Here is a 17,143-nt window from a genome sequence, read left to right on the forward strand (position 1 = left end):
GTTATTGCGCCTGTGCGCCTAGCCTTGAATCTTGTTCCACGGCGACGCGACATGGGTTTTCCGACACGCCGACCGTCGGAGTGTGCCGTGCGCCTTGCCGTGTCCTGATCAACTGCAGGGGGGGCGAGATGGAGAAAAGGGAACAGAACCGGCTGGCCGTGCAGGTCGATGCGGTGGTCGAGCAGATCGCTGCGCGTTTGTCTGCGGACGAAGCCAGGGCCGTCGCCGAGTTTGCGGTGCGCTTCCTTGCGCAGGTCGATCCGGACGACCTCGAACTGCTGTCGGTGGCCGATCTCTACGGCGCGGTTCTGAGCCAGTGGCACTTCATCGCCCGCCGCAGCGCGGCCAGTGCGGTGCGCGTGTTCAACCCCAGGCTCGACGAAAACGGCTGGGAATGCGCGCACACGGTGATCGAGATCGTCGGCGACGACATGCCTTTCCTCGTCGACTCCGTGACGATGGAGGTCAACCGCCAGGGGCTGATGCTGCACCTGATCATTCATCCGGTGCTGAAGCTGGTCCGCGACGGCGATGGACGCTTGCTGCGCATGGCCGACACGGCCGATGGAGACGCGCGTCATGAGTCGGTGATGCACCTGCAGGTCGACCGCCGCACCGATCCGGCCGACCTGCACGCGCTGCAGCAGGGGCTTGAGCACGTGCTGTCGGACGTGCGCGCGGCGGTGTCGGACTGGCCCGCGATGCGGGAACGCGTGCAGGCCGTCGTGGCCGCGCTCGATTCGGTGCCGGCGACGATCGACGCCGCGGAAACCGCCGAGGCGCGTGATTTCCTGCAATGGCTGGCGGCGGACAACTTCGTGCTGCTCGGTGCCCGCGACTACCAGCTGGTGGCTTGCGAGGAGGGCGACGAGCTGCGCATCGTGCCCGGTTCCGGGCTCGGACTGCTGCGGGGCGAAGGGGAGGATGGGCAGTCGCGTTCCTTCGCGGCGCTGCCCCCGCAACTCAAGGCCCGGGCCCATCTGCCCGGCGTGCTGACGGTCACCAAGTCCAATACGCGCTCCACGGTGCATCGGCCGGGCTATCTCGACTTCCTCGGTATCAAGACCTTCGATGCGGAGGGCCGCGTTACCGGAGAGCGCCGGGTCATCGGCCTGCTGGCCTCCACCGCCTATGGCACGCCGCCGATGCAGATTCCCCTGCTGCGCAGCAAGGTCGCCGCGGTGATCGAGCGTGCCGGTTTCCTGCCCGGCGGGCATGCGGCCAAGACCTTGCTCACGATCCTCGAGCGCTATCCGCGCGACGAGCTGTTCCAGATCACCACCGACGAACTTTTCACCCAGGCGATGGGCATCCTTCGGCTGGGCGAACGTCTGCGCACCCGGCTGTTCGTGCGCTGCGATCCCTTTGCCCGTTTCGTCTCCTGCCTGATCTACGTCCCGCGCGAGCACTACAACACCGACCAGCGCAAGCGCATGCAGGCGGTGCTGATGGAGGCGTTCGACGGTGCGGCTTCGGAGTTCGACGTGCAGTTCTCCGACTCGGCGCTGGCCCGCATCCTGATCATCGTGCGTACGCGGGACTCGGTGATTCCGCCCTTCGACGTCAGGGAGCTGGAACAGCGCCTGATCCGCGCCGCGCGGCGCTGGGAAGACGACCTGCAGCAGATCCTGGTCGAGCAATGTGGCGAGGAACGCGGCCTTGCCCTGCTGCGCCGTTACGGCAGCGGCTTTCCGGCCGGCTACCGCGAGGATTACCCGGCGCGCATGGCCGTATTCGACATCGAGCAGATGGAGGCGCTTTCGGGGGCGGACGACCTCGGCATGAACCTCTATCGCCCGCTCGAGGCGCCCGCCGGGCGGCTCAACTTCCGCATCTATCGCCTCGGCTCGCCGGTGCCGCTGTCGCAGAGCCTGCCGATGCTCGAGCGCATGGGCGTCAGGGTGATCGACGAGCATCCTTCGGACATCGTGCGCCAGGATGGCAGCGTGGTGTGGCTGCATGACTTCGGACTGGCTTTTGCCGGTGCCGAAACGCTGAACATCCACGACATCCGGCCGCTGTTCCACGACACCTTCCGCCGCGTATGGCGCGGCGAGGTCGAGAATGACGACTTCAACCGCCTGGTGCTGCTCGCCGGCCTGTCGTGGCGCGAGACCAGCGTGTTGCGCGCGTACGCTAAACATATGCGTCAGGCCGCCTTCACCTTCAGCCAGACCTACATGGAACAGACACTGGCGAGTTACCCTCAGCTTGCACGCCAGTTGTACGCGCTGTTCCGCACGCGCTTCGATCCGGCGCTCGAGGCTGGCCGCGAGGTGCACTGCGTCGAGCTGACGGCCGCGATCGAGGCCGGGCTCAACAGCGTCGCGAACCTGGACGAGGACCGTATCCTGCGCCAGTTCCTGGCGATGATTCAGGCTACGCTGCGCACCAATGCCTTCCAGCGTGCGGCCGATGGCTCGCCCAAGCCCTGGCTGTCGTTCAAGCTTGCGCCGTCGCGCATCCCGAACCTGCCGCAGCCGCTGCCGATGTTCGAGATCTTCGTCTATTCGCCGCGCATCGAGGGTGTGCACTTGCGCGGCGGAAAGGTGGCGCGCGGCGGCTTGCGCTGGTCCGATCGCATGGAGGATTTCCGCACCGAGGTGCTGGGGCTGGTGAAGGCACAGATCGTCAAGAACGCCGTGATCGTGCCGGTCGGTTCCAAAGGCGGTTTCGTGGTCAAGAACCCGCCGCTCGAGGGCGGGCGCGAGGCCCTGCTGGCCGAGGGCGTGGCGTGCTACCAGACCTTCCTGCGCGGCCTGCTGGACCTGACCGATAACCTGGTGCAGGGCCGGGTCGTGCCGCCGCCCGAGGTCGTGCGCCACGACGAGGATGATCCCTATCTGGTGGTGGCCGCGGACAAGGGCACGGCGACCTTCTCGGACTACGCGAACGCGATTTCGGCCGAGTACGGTTTCTGGCTGGGCGACGCCTTCGCCTCGGGCGGTTCGGTGGGCTACGACCACAAGAAGATGGGCATTACCGCGCGCGGCGCGTGGGAGGCGGTCAAGCGTCACTTCCGTGAAATCGGCACGGACATCCAGAGCGAGCCCTTCACCGTCGCCGGTGTTGGAGACATGTCGGGCGACGTGTTCGGCAACGGCATGCTGCTGTCCCGGCAGATCCGTCTGGTGGCGGCCTTCGACCACCGACACGTCTTCATCGACCCCGACCCCGATCCGGCACGGTCATGGCAAGAGCGTGCGCGACTCTTCGCGCTGCCACGCTCGAGCTGGGACGACTACGACAGGACGCTGATCTCCGAAGGGGGCGGTGTGTGGCCGCGCAGCGCCAAGTCGATCCCGCTGTCCCCGCAGGTGCGCGCGCTGCTCGAGATCGAGGCCGAGGCGCTGGCGCCGGCCGAGCTGATCCGCGCCATCCTCACCGCGCCGGTCGATCTGCTCTACAACGGCGGCATCGGTACCTACATCAAGGCCGCCGTCGAGGCCGATGCCGCGGTGGGTGACAGGGCCAACGACGCGGTGCGGGTCAACGGCGGTGCGTTGCGCTGCAAAGTGCTGGGCGAGGGGGGCAACCTCGGTGCTACCCAGCTCGGCCGTATCGAGTTCGCGCTCAAGGGCGGGCGCGTCAACACCGACGCCATCGACAACTCAGGGGGCGTCGATTGCTCGGATCACGAGGTCAACATCAAGATCCTGCTCAACGGCGTGGTGGCTGAAGGGGAACTGACGCTGAAGCAGCGCAACCAGCTGCTGGCCGACATGACGGACGAGGTGGCGGCCCTGGTGCTGCGCGACAACTATGCACAGACGCAGATTCTGTCAGTGACGCGCTCGCGCGGTGTCGCGCTGCTCGACGAGCAGGCGGAGTTCATGCGGCGCCTGAGCCATGCGGGACGGCTCAATCGCAAGCTCGAGTTCCTGCCGCGGGACGAGGAACTGGCCGAGCGCAAGGCGGCGCGCATCGGCCTGACCAACCCGGAGCTGGCAGTGCTGCTGGCCTACAGCAAGATCGAGCTCTACGACGAGGTGCTGGCGTCGGACGTACCGGAGGATCCCTACCTCCGCACCGCGCTCGAGCGTTACTTCCCGGCGCAGCTGCGCGATCGCTTCGCGGCGCAGATCGGCCAGCATCCGCTGCGGCGCGAGATCATCTCCACCCATGTCATCAACAGCATGATCAACCGCGTCGGCCCGACCTTCGTCAGCCGCCTCAAGGCCGAACTGGGTGTGCCGGCGCCCGACGTTGTGCGGGCCTACATGGCGACGCGCGAGGTCTTCGGCCTGGTCGAGATCTGGCGCGCGATCGAGGCGTTGGACAACCAGGTGGACAACGCCGTGCAGATCGAGCTGATCGCCGAATGCGATCGCCTGGTGCAGCGCGGTACGCTGTGGTTCCTGCGTCATCCCGAGTGGCTGGGCGACCTGCAGGGCACGCTGGCGCACTTCTCGCCCGGGGTGGCCACGCTGGCGTCGGGCCTGGCGGATTTCGTCGCGCTAGCCTATCGCACCGAGCTCGACGAGGCAGTGGCGCGGCGGGTGGAGCAGGGCGTGCCGCAGGCGCTCGCCGGGCGCGTGGCGGCGCTGGACGAGTTGTATTCGGCGCTCGATCTGGTCGAGGTGGCGGTGGAGACGCAGCGGGCCGAGACCCTGGCGGCGCGGGTGTATTTCGGTCTCGGCGGAGAACTCGAGCTGCACTGGCTGGGGCGACAGGTGTCCGCGCTGCCGGCGGATACCCGCTGGCAGGTGCTGGCCAGGGGCGCGCTGCGGGGCGACCTGTCGGGGCTGGCGCGCACGCTCACCGCCAACGCCTTGTCGCTGTCGCCGCAGGACGATGACGCGGCGACGGTGCTGTCGGCCTGGCTGGCGCGCCAGTCGGTCCGGCTCGAACGCTACCGCCAGTTGCTCGCTGATGTCCGTATGGCCCAGACGATCGATATGGCGATGGTTTCGGTCCTGCTGCGCGAGTTGCGCGGTATGGGCTGAATCCGGCTCCGTCTGCCGTCCCGGGGGCGCGCCTGCAGCGGGCGCCTTCCGGGTAGCCCGATCGTCGCCTGCTGACTTCGGTCGGGCTGATCGGTTATCATCGCGCTTTCCCGCAGCACAGTTCCCATGACCAAATACGTCTTCGTTACCGGCGGTGTCGTGTCCTCCCTGGGCAAAGGCATCGCCGCGGCCTCATTGGGGGCCATTCTCGAGTCCCGTGGCATCAAGGTCACGCACCTCAAGCTCGACCCCTACATCAACGTCGATCCGGGCACGATGAGCCCGTTCCAGCACGGCGAAGTCTTCGTGACCGAAGACGGTGCGGAAACCGACCTCGACCTCGGCCATTACGAGCGCTTCACCAGCGCCAAGATGAGCAAGCGCAACAACTTCACCACCGGCCAGATCTACGAGTCGGTGCTGAAGAAGGAGCGCCGCGGCGAGTACCTGGGCAAGACCGTGCAGGTCATCCCGCACATCACCGACGAGATCAAGGCCTACGTCAAGCGCGGCGCTGAGGGCGCCGACGTGGCGATCGTCGAGGTGGGCGGCACGGTAGGCGACATCGAGTCGCTGCCCTTCCTGGAAGCCATCCGCCAGATGGGCTTCGAGGAAGGCCGTAACGGCACCTGCTTCATCCACCTCACGCTGCTGCCCTACATTCCGACCGCCGGCGAGCTCAAGACCAAGCCGACCCAGCATTCGGTCAAGGAGCTGCGCGAGATCGGCATCCAGCCCGACATCCTGCTGTGCCGCGCCGACCGCTCGATCCCGGTCGACGAGCGGCGCAAGATCGCGCTGTTCTGCAATGTGATGCCCGAAGCGGTCATCGAGTGCCTGGACGCCGACTCGATCTACAAGATTCCCGGCCAGCTGCATGACCAGATGCTGGACCAGATCGTCTGCCACAAGCTCGACATCCTCGCCCGCGCGGCCGATCTGTCGGTGTGGGAGAAGCTGATCCACGCGCTGGAGAATCCGAAGCAGACGGTGAACGTCGGCTTCGTCGGCAAGTACGTCGACCTCACCGAGTCGTACAAGTCGCTGATCGAGGCGCTCAACCACGCCGGCATGCACACCGAGTCGAAGGTCAAGATCCACTACATCGACTCCGAGGATATCGAGCGCGACGGCTGCGGCGTGCTGCAGGCCATGGACGCCATCCTGGTGCCCGGCGGCTTCGGCAAGCGCGGCACCGAAGGCAAGATCGCGGCGATCCGCTATGCGCGCGAGAACAAGGTGCCCTACCTGGGCATCTGCCTGGGCATGCAGCTCGCGGTGGTGGAATTCGCGCGTGACGTGGCCGGCATGGAGGGCGCGCACTCGACCGAGTTCGAGCGCGACACCAAGTATCCTGTGATCGGCCTCATCACCGAGTGGAAGGACCGTAGCGGCAAGATCGAGAAGCGCACCGAGGAGTCGGACCTGGGCGGCACCATGCGCCTCGGCGGCCAGGTCTGCCAGTTGAAGGACGGCACGCTGGCGCGCGACATCTACGGCGCGGCCGAGATCATGGAGCGTCACCGTCACCGCTACGAGGTCAACAACACCCTGCTGGCCAAGCTCGAAGCCAAGGGCCTCGTGGTGTCGGGTCGCGCGCCGGTTACCGATCTGTGCGAGATGGTCGAGCTGCCCGCCGACGTCCATCCGTGGTTCGTCGGCTGCCAGTTCCATCCCGAGTTCACCTCCAATCCGCGCAAGGGCCATCCGCTGTTCACGGCCTATGTGAAGGCGGCGATCGCGCGCAAGCAGGCCTCGGCCTGAAGGAGCGAAGCATGAACCTCTGCGGTTTTGAGGTCGGTCTCGACAAGCCGATCTTCCTGATCTCCGGCCCCTGTGTGGCCGAATCCGAGCAGATGTGCCTGGACATCGCCGGCCAGATGAAGGAAATCTGTGGCGAGCTGGGCATTCACTACATCTTCAAGGCGTCCTACGATAAGGCCAACCGCAGCTCGGGCAAGAGCTTCCGCGGCCACGGCATGGACGCCGGCCTCAGGATGCTCGAGGCGGTCAAGAAGCAGCTCGGCCTGCCGGTCCTGACCGACGTTCACACGATCGAGGAGATCCCGGTCGTGGCGTCGGTGGTCGACGTCCTGCAGACCCCGGCCTTCCTGTGCCGCCAGACCGACTTCATCCACGCAGTGGCGGCCAGCGGCAAGCCGGTGAACATCAAGAAGGGCCAGTTTCTCGCCCCGGGCGACATGAAGAACGTCGCCGACAAGGCGAAGGAAGCCAACGGCGGTGCGGACACCATCATGGTGTGCGAGCGCGGCGCGTCCTTCGGCTACAACAACCTCGTCTCCGACATGCGTTCGCTGGCGATCATGCGCGACACCGGCTGCCCCGTCGTGTTCGACGCCACGCACTCGGTGCAACTACCGGGCGGGCAGGGCACCGCATCGGGCGGCCAGCGCGAGTTCGTGCCGGTGCTGGCGCGCGCTGCGGTCGCCGTGGGTGTTGCGGGCCTCTTCATGGAGACCCATCCCGACCCCGCCAAGGCGCTGTCCGACGGCCCCAATGCCTGGCCGCTGCCGAAGATGAAGGCGCTGCTGACGACCCTCAAGGACATCGACGCGCTGGTGAAGCGTCAGGGTTTCCTTGAGACCACGCTCTGAGATTCGAACCATCCGTAACTGCAACAGGACTACACATGAGTGCAATCGTTGATGTGATCGCCCGCGAGATTCTCGACTCCCGCGGCAACCCCACCGTCGAAGCCGACGTGCTGCTGGAATCCGGCGTGATGGGCCGCGCGGCGGTGCCCTCGGGCGCCTCCACCGGTTCGCGCGAGGCGATCGAGCTGCGTGACGGCGACAAGTCGCGCTTCCTCGGCAAGGGCGTGCTGCGCGCGGTCGAGAACGTGAACACCGAGATCGCCGAAGCGATCATCGGTCTCGACGCCGAGGAGCAGGCCTTCATCGATCGCACCCTGATCGAGCTCGACGGCACGGAGAACAAGTCGCGCCTGGGTGCCAACGCCATGCTGGCGGTGTCGATGGCCGTGGCCAAGGCCGCCGCCGAAGAGGCCGGCCTGCCGCTGTACCGCTACTTCGGCGGTTCCAGCCCGATGGTGATGCCGGTGCCGATGATGAACGTCATCAACGGCGGCGAGCACGCCAACAACAGCCTGGACATCCAGGAATGCATGATCATGCCGGTCTCGATGACCAGCTTCCGCGAAGCTCTGCGCTGCGGCGCCGAGATCTTCCAGCACCTGAAGAAGATCGTCGATGCCAAGGGCTACCCGACCACTGTCGGTGACGAAGGCGGCTTCGCCCCCAACGTGTCGGGCACCGAGGAAGCACTGAACCTGATCCAGGAAGCCATCGTCGCTGCCGGTTACGTGCCTGGCCAGGACGTGCTGCTGGCGCTGGACTGCGCTGCCTCCGAGTTCTACAAGAACGGCAAGTACGAACTGAAGGGCGAAGGCCTGTCGCTGACTGCTGAAGGCTTCACCGACTATCTCGAGACCCTGTGCGACAAGTTCCCGATCGTTTCGATCGAGGACGCGATGGCCGAGGGCGACTGGGCCGGTTGGAAGCTGCTGACCGAGCGTCTGGGCAAGAAGGTCCAGCTCGTCGGTGACGACCTCTTCGTGACCAACACCAGGATTCTGGAGCAGGGCATCGAGCAGGGCGTGGCCAACTCGATCCTCATCAAGATCAACCAGATCGGCACCCTGACCGAGACCTTCGCCGCGGTCGAGATGGCCAAGCTGGCGGGCTACACGGCGGTGATCTCGCACCGTTCGGGCGAGACTGATGACTCGACCATCGCCGACATCGCCGTCGGCCTGCGTGCCATGCAGATCAAGACGGGCTCGCTGTCGCGTTCGGACCGCATCTCGAAGTACAACCAGCTGCTGCGCATCGAGGAAGACCTGGGCGACACCGCCGTCTACCCGGGCAAGCGCGCGTTCTACAACCTGCGTTGAACGCGTTTCTGACCTGAGCTGAAGCACGTGCGAGGCCGGCGGGCAATCCGCCGGCCTTTGTCGTGCATGCGCCTACTGTTTACCGACCATGCGCTGGCCTATCCTGATCCTTCTCGCACTCGTCGTGCTGCTGCAGTACCCGCTCTGGGTGGGTAAGGGCGGCTGGTTGCGCGTTTGGGAAGTCGATCGACAACTGCATGAACAGCGCGCCGAGAACCTGCGTCTGGAGCAGCGCAACGCCGGCCTCGAGGCGGAAGTGCGCGATCTCAAGTCGGGCAACGAGGCGATCGAGGAGCGGGCGCGCTTCGAGCTTGGTCTGACGCGGCCGGACGAGATCTACGTGCAGGTGCCGCAGAAGTAAGGGGGGCGAATTCATCGCCCCGGAACGGGCTGGCGTTCCGGCCCCGCTCAGCTCGATGCGACGAGGGTGCGCGCGCCGTCGATACGCGGAGCGAAGTAGCTGTTGTCCAGCCTTTCCACACGCACGCTGCCCCGCGTGGAGGGAGCATGCACGAAGCGCCCATCACCGATGTAGATGCCCATGTGCGAATGGCGGCGTTTCATGGTGTTGAAGAACACCAGGTCGCCGGGCTGCAGCTGGCTGAGCTGTATCGGCCGCGTGCGATCCGCGATCTGCGCGGCATTGTGCGGCAGACGCTTGCCGCTTATGTTCTCCACGATCCACGCCACCATGCCGCTGCAATCCAGGCCGGCCTCGGGGTTGCGACCGCCGAAGCGATAGCCGGTGTCGAGCAGGCCGAGTGCGAAGAGCACCATTTCGCGGGCGTGCGACTCGTCTTCGAGCGAGAAGTAGGTTGTTCCGCCACGCGACGGCGTGACCGGGGGTTCGGCAACCGGACGCGCAATGGGGGCGGGGGTCGAGCTGCAGCCAGCCAGCACGGCAATCGACAGCGCCAGCGCGGCAAGGACCGCGGGGCGCGTATGCGGCGCCGGGGCGTCGGGGGATCGCGGCAAGGTACTCATGCGCGCAAAGATAGTTCAGCGTTGCGCGAGCGTCCACCCTTCATTCGCACCGATCCGCGGCATATGTCACCCCGCAGGCTTGTGCCGCAGCCTCAGTCCAGCAGTTCGATGCGTCCGCTGATGCTCACGCCGACCTCGCTTTCACCGCCTTCCAGTGGTGCCGCGGCCTCGGCCATCATGGCCGACGCCGCTTTCATCCGCACTGGCATCGGCGGCTGGTAGCCCTGGGCGCCGATGGACAGGTGGGCAATCCGATAGCGCTTGCCGAGCGTTCCTGCGATGAGGCCGGCGCGCTGCTCGAAATTGCGGATCGCGATCACCGTCGCCTCTTCCTCGGCCTTCTGCCGGGTTTCCGGTGCGGGCTGCATCGCCACGTGCGACAGCGCAAGGTTCTCCTGCAACTTGCCGATCAACTCGGACAGGGCGGGCAGGTCACGGCTTTCGATGCGGATCTCCGAGCGCATCCGCCACGATTCGATCCGCCCCTGACCCTCCTTGCCATACACCGGCCAGGTCGACACGCCACCGGATTGCGCCTTGACGCTGGCGAAGCCGCGCGCCAGCTCGAGCGCCTTGCCGATGCGCTTGTTGATGTCGTTGGCGAGCGCGGCGGCATCGCGGCCACTGCTTTCGGCGTAAAGGGTGGCAACGCCGAGATCGTTGGGCGCGGGCAGGCGCGCCTCGGTGGAAAAGTCGATCGTGGGGCGTTCTGACGTCGCGGGCGTGTCGGGCGTGGCGGCCTGGGCCGGCATGACGGTGACGGCAGCGGCCAGGCCGGAAGCAAATGCGGTGTTGAGTGCGGTACGACGCCAGAATCGAAGTGACATGCGAGGGCTCCTGGGATTGCGAGGGGCTGCAGGCAAGACTCGCCTGCGTTGCGTTGTTTCCGGTTCGAGATATACCGCAGTTCGGGTCCGGCCGGGCGCATCGGCTGTAAGCGCGGATTGCGGCCCGATGGCGGCCCCGCGCGTCGGGAGCCACCGGTTCCCGTGCGCACGATTGACCGCACTGCGAGTCCGCGGCATGCTGACGAGCTTTTTCCGGCCGTGCAATGAGTCCCCGTCTATTCGGCGCCGCGTGCGTTGCCCTTTCCGCTACCGCGTTTGGCTCGATGGCGATCTTCGCCCGCTATGCATACGCTGGCGGCGCGGAAGTGATAGCGGTGCTGTTCCTGCGTTTTGGGATTGCCGCCTTGCTAATGACGGCCTTCATGCTGGTAATGCGCCGGCGTTGGCCGCGCGGGCGTAACCTGGTGCTGCTGCTCGCCATGGGCGGCGTGCTCTATGTCGGTCAGTCGATGAGCTTCTTCTCGGCGCTCAATCACGCCTCGGCCGGGCTCGTGGCCTTGCTGCTCTACCTCCACCCTTTCATCGTGACGGTGCTTGGGGCACTGTTTCTCGGTCAACCGCTGGGGCTCGGCAGGATTGTCGCGGTTCTGGCGGCCTTGCTCGGCACGGCGCTCACGCTGGGCGGCGGGCTGGCAGGCGAGGCGGCAGGCGTGATGCTGGGCGTGGCTGCCGCGTTGATCTACTCGGTGTATATCCTCGTTGGCAGCCGTGTGCTGGCGCAGGAGGACCCGCTCGCAGCCGCGACGGTGGTCATGATCGGGGCGGCGGCGGTGTTTGCCGCTCTCGTGCTGTCAAAGCAGCCCGCCTTTCCGGCGAGTGTGTCTGCATGGACGGCGATCTTCGCGATCGCGGTCATCTGCACTGTTGTGGCGATGCTCGGTCTTTTCGTCGGTATCCGAAACCTGGGTGGGGCTGACGCATCCACCTTGTCCACGCTCGAGCCCGTCGTCACGATCGCCCTGGCGGCGTTCTTCCTCAACGAGCCCTTTTCGCTGCTGCAGATCGTCGGCGGCGCCATCATCCTGGGTGCCGTCGTCTGGCTCACGCGCGCCGGTGCGCGCGGGACCGCTCAGGCGGACGTCTTGCCGAGCACGGTCGCGGGGTCGACGGCGCGCAGCTCGGTGGAGTAGAGGCGGGCATTGTCCACGTAGTGGCTCGCGTTCCACTTCAGATGCTCGATCTCGGCATCGGACAGTTCGCGGATCACGCGACCGGGGGAGCCGACCACCAGCGAGCGGTCCGGAATCACCTTCCCCTCCGGGATCAGCGCGTTGGCGCCGATGATGCAGTTCTTGCCGATCACGGCCTTGTTGAGGATGACCGCATTGATGCCGATGAGGCTGCCATCGCCGATGGTGCAGCCGTGCAGCATCGCCATGTGGCCCACCGTCACGTGCTTGCCGATCGTCAGCGGAACGCCCTTGTCGTTATGCAGCACCGATCCGTCCTGGATGTTGGTGCCGTCGCCGATGGTGATCGGGTCGTTGTCGCCGCGGATCACGACGTTGTACCAGATGCTGACGTCGCTGCCGGCGTCGACCGCGCCGATGACCGTCGCGTTGTGCGCGACCCAGGACCCTTCGCCGAAGCGCGGCGTGCGATCGCCCAGGGCGTAGATGCTCATGCTTGTTCTCGCTGTCTATGCGTGCCGGCGCGAGCCGGCTTTCGGGGGGCGCATCATAGCAAGTGCGAACCGTGGTGCAAACCGCGGCAGGTGCGGCGATGTGGCTGATCTGACGAAGGATTTGGCGCAGGGCCCGAGGGCGGTGCTAGCATTCGGGCCGCAACCGGAAAAACCCATGCTCAGCTATCGTCACGCCTTCCATGCCGGCAATCATGCCGACGTCCTGAAACACGCCGTCCTGCTCGAACTGCTGTCCTATTTCAATCGCAAGGACAAACCCTGGCATTACATCGACACCCACGCCGGTGGCGGCTGTTATGCACTCGACAGCGAGCAGGCGGGCAAGACCGCAGAATACGTGGACGGCATTGCCCGGCTGTGGGACCGCGACGACCTGCCCGAGCCGCTTGCCGCCTACCGTGCGGCCGTTGCGCAGTTCAACCCGCATGGCCGCTTGTTGTTCTACCCCGGATCGCCCGCGCTGGCGATGACCGCAGCGCGCGCGCAGGACCGCCTGCGCCTGTTCGAACTGCACCCGGTCGACTTCGAGTCGCTCGAGCGCACCTTTGCCAGCGAGACAGAGCGTGTGCAGTGCCGCAAGGCCGATGGCTTCGCGGCGCTCAAGAGCCTGCTGCCGCCGCCGTCGCGGCGCGCCGTGGTCCTGATCGACCCGCCTTACGAACTCAAGGAAGACTACCGGCGCGTGGTCGATTGCCTGAAGGACGCGCTGCGCCGTTTCCCGACCGGCACCTATGCCGTGTGGTACCCGCTGTTGGCGCGCCCCGAGGCGCGCGCGCTGCCGGCCCGACTCGCAGAAATCGGTGCCGACAGTTGGCTGGATGTGCGCCTCGCGGTGCGCCAGCCGCCGCGCGACGGCTTCGGCATGTTCGGCAGTGGCATGTTCATCGTCAATCCGCCTTGGGTGCTGCCGGAACGGCTCGAGGCGATGATGTCCTGGCTGGTGGAGACGCTGGGCGTCGACGAGGCGGCTGGCTTCGACTTGGAGCACCACATCGAATGAACCAGCCAAGGCAGCCCGACACGCTCGACGTCTTGCGCGATGCCTTGCGGGGCTTTGCCGCCGAGCGCGACTGGGAGCAGTTCCACACGCCCAAGAACCTTGCCATGGCGTTGTCCGGCGAGGCGGGCGAAGTGATCGAGCATTTCCAGTGGCTGACGGCCGAGCAGTCCGCAGACCTCGCCCCTGAAGTCCGCGATGCCGTGGCGCTGGAGCTGGCGGACGTGCTGCTGTATCTCGTCCGACTGGCTGATGTGCTGGACGTCGATCTTGTCGCCGCGGCGCAGCGCAAGCTGTTGATCAATGCCGAGCGCTACCCGGTGGACCGCGCCCGTGGCCGATCCGACAAGTACGACCGTCTCTGATCGCTCTGTGGGGCTGCATGGATGGTGTTGCACCAATGCTGCGACGCAGCGCAAGTTCGGGCGAACCGTGCATCAAGCCGATTGGGGGCGCGTCAATTTTCTGAAACAATAGCGCCTTTGTATCTTTCGGGACACTTGACGTGGACCTGCAGCACATCAGCGAAATCGAACGTGCAACGCATCACGGTCGGGGTGAAATGCTTCGCCTCGGCGTCGGCCTTCTCTTCATTGTCGGCGTGATGTTCTACGCCGCCATGCGCGGCAGCGGCGAGGGCGGGATGATCCTCGTCATGGCGGCGATGGTCGGCGGCTACATGGCCATGAACATCGGCGCCAACGACGTTGCCAACAACGTTGGTCCGGCGGTGGGTTCCAAGGCGCTTAGCCTGGCGGGGGCGCTGGTCATCGCTGCGGTGTTCGAGGCCGCGGGCGCGCTGATCGCCGGTGGCGAGGTGGTGGGCACTATCCGCAACGGCATCATCAATCCCGACCTGATCCCCGACTCCGACACCTTTGTGTGGATCATGCTGGCGGCGCTGCTGGCCGGTGCGTTGTGGCTCAACATCGCCACCGCGGTCGGTGCGCCGGTATCGACGACGCACTCTATTGTCGGTGCCGTGCTCGGCGCCGGCATGGCGGCGGCGGGACCCGCCATCGTGGATTGGGCGACCATGGCCGGCATCGCGGCCAGCTGGGTCGTTTCTCCGGTGCTCGGCGGCGTGATTGCCGCGGCCTTCCTCTATCTCGTCAAGCGCAGCATCACCTACCAGGCCGATATGGCTGCGGCTGCGCGCAAGATGGTGCCGCTGCTGGTGGCGCTGATGGCCTGGACCTTCGGTACCTACCTGATCCTGAAGGGTCTGAACCGCGTGTGGAAAGTCGGTTTCGGGTCGGCGGTGCTGTACGGCCTGGTGGCTGCCGTGGTGGTCTATCTGCTGGTGAGGCGCGCAGTGAGCGCGCGCGGCACCCTGCTGGCGAACACGAAGCAGAGCGTCAATCGCCTGTTCACCGTGCCGCTGATCTTCGCCGCGGCGCTGCTGAGCTTTGCCCACGGTTCGAACGATGTCGCAAATGCGGTTGGACCGCTGGCAGCCATTGTCGATGTGGTGACCCATGCCGGCGTGGTGAACAAGTCGGCGCCCATCCCGACCTGGGTCATGATGGTCGGCGCGCTTGGCATTTCGCTCGGCCTGGCGCTGTTCGGACCCAAGGTGATCCGCACCGTGGGTTCGGAGATCACCGAACTCGACCAGATGCGTGCCTATTGCATCGCGATGGCGGCCACGCTGACGGTGATCGTCGCGAGCCAGTTCGGCCTGCCGGTCAGTTCGACGCACATCGCGGTAGGTGGCGTATTTGGCGTCGGCTTCCTGCGTGAGTACCTGAAGAGCAACTACGACCGCATGGTGGCCGAGATCAAGGCCCATCATCCGGAAGGCGACCTTGCTGCGATCGAGGCCTTCATCGCACGCTTCGAGAAGGCCTCGATCGACGAGAAGGGCGAGATGCTGCGCGACCTGAAGGAGCGCTCCAAGAAGGCCGAGGACCCCGCGCATTTCTCCAAGACCGAGCGCAAGGGCCTGCGCAAGGTGTATCGCCGCGAACTGGTGAAGCGCTCTCAGCTGATGCGGATCGCTGCAGCGTGGGTCATCACCGTGCCGGCCTCCGCACTGATGGCGGCGATGCTGTTCTTTACCATCCGCGGCATGATGCTGCCCTGAACGTCGGTATTTCCGATGACCTTCGTCGAACTGCTTACGGTGCTGGTGCTCGGCGGCATCGTCTGGTTCTGGTTCGACAGCCTGAAGGCGCGCGAGGCAGGCCTGGAGGCGGCGCGGCGCGCCTGTCAGCGTGAAGGGCTGCAGTTTCTCGATGAGACGGTGGTTGGCCACGGCATTAAGCTGGCGCGTGATGAGCGGGGGCACATGGTGCTGCGCCGTGGATTCGACTTCGAGTACTCGCTGACGGGCAACGACCGCTACCGCGGCGCGGTGGTGATCGAGGGGCGTGAGGTGGTGCTCGTGGATCTTGCCGAGCACAGGGCGCGGGTCGTCAGCCTGTTCTGAACGCCGGTCGCTTCACCGGCGGCGCGGCTTGCGGCCTCAACCCGAGATGGCGCGCAGGAATTCGTTGCGGGCCTGTGCGGAGCGTTCGAATTCACCGCTGAAAGCCTGCGTCACGACACGCTCGTCGCCGCGCCTGTCCTCACCCAGCAGCAGGCACAGCTGTTCCGCCTCGATGATGCAGGCCGCGCCGGCGGCCTTGCCGTGCTGCATCAGCGCGTCGGCGATGTCCCGCGTCATCCATTCCTGGTAGGTGAAGCGGTGGCCGATCGCATCGACCAGCCGCGCGATGCGACCGAAGCCGTGCAAGCGTCCGCCTGGCAGGTAGGCGACGTGCGCCACACCGCGGAAGGGCACCAGGTGGTGCGGGCAGACCCCGTGCACCGCGATGCCGCGCACCACGACCATGTCGCGGCGCTCGTCCTCGAAGCCGTCTCCGAGCACCTCGGCGGGGTCGAGGTCGTAGCCGCCCAGCAGGCGCTTCTGCCACAATTCGCGTACGCGTTGCGCGGTGCGGCCCGTGTGCGAGGTGTCCGCGTCGACGCCGCAGGCGCGCAGCAGGTCGCCAATGGCGCGCTCGAAGGCCGGGGCGTCGAAGCTGCCCGTGCGGGCGATGCCGACGCTGCGCGGGTGGGGCAGGGCGGAGTGATCGTGGTCGTGTCTGGACATGGCGCTGCTCCACGCGCGTCGGCGCAAACGGGGACGACATGATACGCGGATCGTGCGGCCGCGGTCCGAAACGGCGGAGATCTCAGGCGATGAAGACGGGGTCCGAGAACACCAGCGTGCCGTCCTTGCGCATCATCAGATTGTTCGCGTTCAGGATGTCGGGCAGCACGTGGTACTCCTCGACGAAGTCCGACAAGGCCTTGAGCGCCTGCTGCATGCTTTCGGTCATCGCCAGCGGATTGACCGTCATGTGATACAGGGCGATGCGCCCCATGTCCATGCCCAGGCGACTCCAATGCTCGCACGCCGACCAATAGGTATCGATCAGGCGCAGCGCGAGGTCTGAGGCGGGCGAATCCTGGTCGAGCGGATACAGCTTCTCCATCTCGATCAGGTGCAGCGGATAGCCGGAAATGGCACGGCCGACGACGCCGTGGTCGGCGAAGATGACCGGGAAGTGCTCGCCGCACGGACGATCGTCGGCGGTATAGAGGAAGTAGTCGGCGGGCGAACTGACGATCTTGTAGACCCGTTCGCCGTCGCCCTTGTCGAGCACGATCGAATACTCGCCGCGGCCGATCTCCGGCTTGCCGTCGAGCAGCGGATGCGCCGGCACCGGGTCCGGCAGCAGCACGCCGCCACGACCAATGCGGGCGCGTGCTGCAGCGAGGTCGATCATGGGCTCCCCTCCC

The 17,143-nt window shown here is 66.2% G+C and carries 15 protein-coding genes; 10 read left to right on the plus strand and 5 right to left on the minus strand.

Features of this window, described 5'->3' with window-relative positions:
• Positions 1-128 precede the first annotated feature (128 nt).
• The 5 genes from CGK74_RS08115 to ftsB all read left to right on the plus strand — a co-directional run bounded on the left by CGK74_RS08115 (position 129) and on the right by ftsB (position 9,241).
• Positions 129-4,946 (plus strand): NAD-glutamate dehydrogenase, encoded by a 4,818-nt coding sequence (locus tag CGK74_RS08115; RefSeq protein ID WP_094267998.1) that lies wholly within the window; start codon positions 129-131, stop codon positions 4,944-4,946.
• A 126-nt stretch (positions 4,947-5,072) separates the two neighbouring features.
• Positions 5,073-6,710 (plus strand): CTP synthase, encoded by a 1,638-nt coding sequence (locus tag CGK74_RS08120; RefSeq protein ID WP_094267999.1) that lies wholly within the window; start codon positions 5,073-5,075, stop codon positions 6,708-6,710.
• A gap of 11 nt (positions 6,711-6,721) precedes the next feature.
• Positions 6,722-7,561 (plus strand): 3-deoxy-8-phosphooctulonate synthase, encoded by an 840-nt coding sequence (gene kdsA / locus CGK74_RS08125; RefSeq protein WP_094268000.1) that lies wholly within the window; start codon positions 6,722-6,724, stop codon positions 7,559-7,561.
• Between the two features lie 35 nt (positions 7,562-7,596).
• Entirely contained in the window at positions 7,597-8,880 is a 1,284-nt protein-coding gene (eno, locus tag CGK74_RS08130; protein WP_094268001.1) for a phosphopyruvate hydratase, read from the plus strand.
• Between the two features lie 88 nt (positions 8,881-8,968).
• Positions 8,969-9,241: a cell division protein FtsB gene (gene ftsB / locus CGK74_RS08135; protein WP_094268002.1), complete on the plus strand. Its 273-nt coding sequence runs from the start codon at positions 8,969-8,971 to the stop codon at positions 9,239-9,241.
• A 47-nt stretch (positions 9,242-9,288) separates the two neighbouring features.
• Here ftsB and CGK74_RS08140 read toward each other — a convergent pair whose 3' ends face one another.
• Both CGK74_RS08140 and CGK74_RS08145 read right to left on the minus strand, forming a co-directional pair.
• Positions 9,289-9,864 carry a C40 family peptidase gene (locus CGK74_RS08140; RefSeq protein WP_094268003.1) on the minus strand — a complete coding sequence of 192 codons (576 nt, stop codon included), beginning with the start codon at positions 9,862-9,864 and terminating at the stop codon, positions 9,289-9,291.
• Positions 9,865-9,956: 92 nt separating this feature from the next.
• A complete protein-coding gene (locus tag CGK74_RS08145; RefSeq protein ID WP_094268004.1) occupies positions 9,957-10,691 on the minus strand; it encodes an SIMPL domain-containing protein in 735 nt (244 codons plus the stop codon).
• Between the two features lie 224 nt (positions 10,692-10,915).
• Between CGK74_RS08145 and CGK74_RS08150 the strand changes: the two genes are divergently transcribed.
• Complete coding sequence (locus tag CGK74_RS08150) at positions 10,916-11,842, plus strand: DMT family transporter (protein ID WP_094268005.1); 927 nt, start codon at positions 10,916-10,918, stop codon at positions 11,840-11,842.
• On the opposite strand, the gene CGK74_RS08155 is transcribed toward CGK74_RS08150, so the two are convergent.
• Entirely contained in the window at positions 11,782-12,336 is a 555-nt protein-coding gene (locus CGK74_RS08155) for a gamma carbonic anhydrase family protein (protein ID WP_094268006.1), read from the minus strand. The genes CGK74_RS08150 and CGK74_RS08155 overlap by 61 nt on opposite strands.
• Before the next feature lie 175 nt (positions 12,337-12,511).
• Between CGK74_RS08155 and CGK74_RS08160 the strand changes: the two genes are divergently transcribed.
• The 4 genes from CGK74_RS08160 (at position 12,512) to CGK74_RS08175 (ending at position 15,785) form a co-directional block, all read left to right on the plus strand.
• Positions 12,512-13,357: a 23S rRNA (adenine(2030)-N(6))-methyltransferase RlmJ gene (locus CGK74_RS08160; RefSeq protein ID WP_094268007.1), complete on the plus strand. Its 846-nt coding sequence runs from the start codon at positions 12,512-12,514 to the stop codon at positions 13,355-13,357.
• On the plus strand, positions 13,354-13,719 hold the full coding sequence (locus tag CGK74_RS08165) for a nucleotide pyrophosphohydrolase (protein WP_094268008.1): 366 nt from the start codon (positions 13,354-13,356) through the stop codon (positions 13,717-13,719). Before CGK74_RS08160 ends, CGK74_RS08165 begins: the two co-directional genes overlap by 4 nt.
• Positions 13,720-13,859: 140 nt before the next feature.
• Complete coding sequence (locus CGK74_RS08170; RefSeq protein ID WP_094268009.1) at positions 13,860-15,440, plus strand: inorganic phosphate transporter; 1,581 nt, start codon at positions 13,860-13,862, stop codon at positions 15,438-15,440.
• Between the two features lie 15 nt (positions 15,441-15,455).
• A complete protein-coding gene (locus CGK74_RS08175) occupies positions 15,456-15,785 on the plus strand; it encodes a DUF3301 domain-containing protein (RefSeq protein WP_094268010.1) in 330 nt (109 codons plus the stop codon).
• A 36-nt stretch (positions 15,786-15,821) separates the two neighbouring features.
• Here CGK74_RS08175 and folE read toward each other — a convergent pair whose 3' ends face one another.
• Both folE and CGK74_RS08185 read right to left on the minus strand, forming a co-directional pair.
• The gene (gene folE / locus CGK74_RS08180) at positions 15,822-16,451 is read right to left on the minus strand and encodes a GTP cyclohydrolase I FolE (protein WP_094268011.1); all 630 of its coding nucleotides are present in this window, start codon (positions 16,449-16,451) and stop codon (positions 15,822-15,824) included.
• 82 nt (positions 16,452-16,533) lie between these two features.
• A complete protein-coding gene (locus tag CGK74_RS08185; RefSeq protein ID WP_094268012.1) occupies positions 16,534-17,130 on the minus strand; it encodes a hypothetical protein in 597 nt (198 codons plus the stop codon).
• Between the last annotated feature and the right edge of the window lie 13 nt (positions 17,131-17,143).

Source organism: Thauera propionica, assembly GCF_002245655.1.
Classification (GTDB): Bacteria; Pseudomonadota; Gammaproteobacteria; order Burkholderiales; family Rhodocyclaceae; genus Thauera; species Thauera propionica.

Excerpts from the sequence above, each read along its gene's own strand:
- CGK74_RS08115 (WP_094267998.1), top strand. The coding sequence starts at position 129 with ATGGAGAAAAGGGAACAGAACCGGCTGGCCGTGCAGGTCGATGCGGTG.
- CGK74_RS08120 (WP_094267999.1), top strand. The coding sequence starts at position 5,073 with ATGACCAAATACGTCTTCGTTACCGGCGGTGTCGTGTCCTCCCTGGGC.
- kdsA (WP_094268000.1), top strand. The coding sequence starts at position 6,722 with ATGAACCTCTGCGGTTTTGAGGTCGGTCTCGACAAGCCGATCTTCCTG.
- eno (WP_094268001.1), top strand. The coding sequence starts at position 7,597 with ATGAGTGCAATCGTTGATGTGATCGCCCGCGAGATTCTCGACTCCCGC.
- ftsB (WP_094268002.1), top strand. The coding sequence starts at position 8,969 with ATGCGCTGGCCTATCCTGATCCTTCTCGCACTCGTCGTGCTGCTGCAG.
- CGK74_RS08140 (WP_094268003.1), bottom strand. The coding sequence starts at position 9,864 with ATGAGTACCTTGCCGCGATCCCCCGACGCCCCGGCGCCGCATACGCGC.
- CGK74_RS08145 (WP_094268004.1), bottom strand. The coding sequence starts at position 10,691 with ATGTCACTTCGATTCTGGCGTCGTACCGCACTCAACACCGCATTTGCT.
- CGK74_RS08150 (WP_094268005.1), top strand. The coding sequence starts at position 10,916 with ATGAGTCCCCGTCTATTCGGCGCCGCGTGCGTTGCCCTTTCCGCTACC.
- CGK74_RS08155 (WP_094268006.1), bottom strand. The coding sequence starts at position 12,336 with ATGAGCATCTACGCCCTGGGCGATCGCACGCCGCGCTTCGGCGAAGGG.
- CGK74_RS08160 (WP_094268007.1), top strand. The coding sequence starts at position 12,512 with ATGCTCAGCTATCGTCACGCCTTCCATGCCGGCAATCATGCCGACGTC.
- CGK74_RS08165 (WP_094268008.1), top strand. The coding sequence starts at position 13,354 with ATGAACCAGCCAAGGCAGCCCGACACGCTCGACGTCTTGCGCGATGCC.
- CGK74_RS08175 (WP_094268010.1), top strand. The coding sequence starts at position 15,456 with ATGACCTTCGTCGAACTGCTTACGGTGCTGGTGCTCGGCGGCATCGTC.
- folE (WP_094268011.1), bottom strand. The coding sequence starts at position 16,451 with ATGTCCAGACACGACCACGATCACTCCGCCCTGCCCCACCCGCGCAGC.
- CGK74_RS08185 (WP_094268012.1), bottom strand. The coding sequence starts at position 17,130 with ATGATCGACCTCGCTGCAGCACGCGCCCGCATTGGTCGTGGCGGCGTG.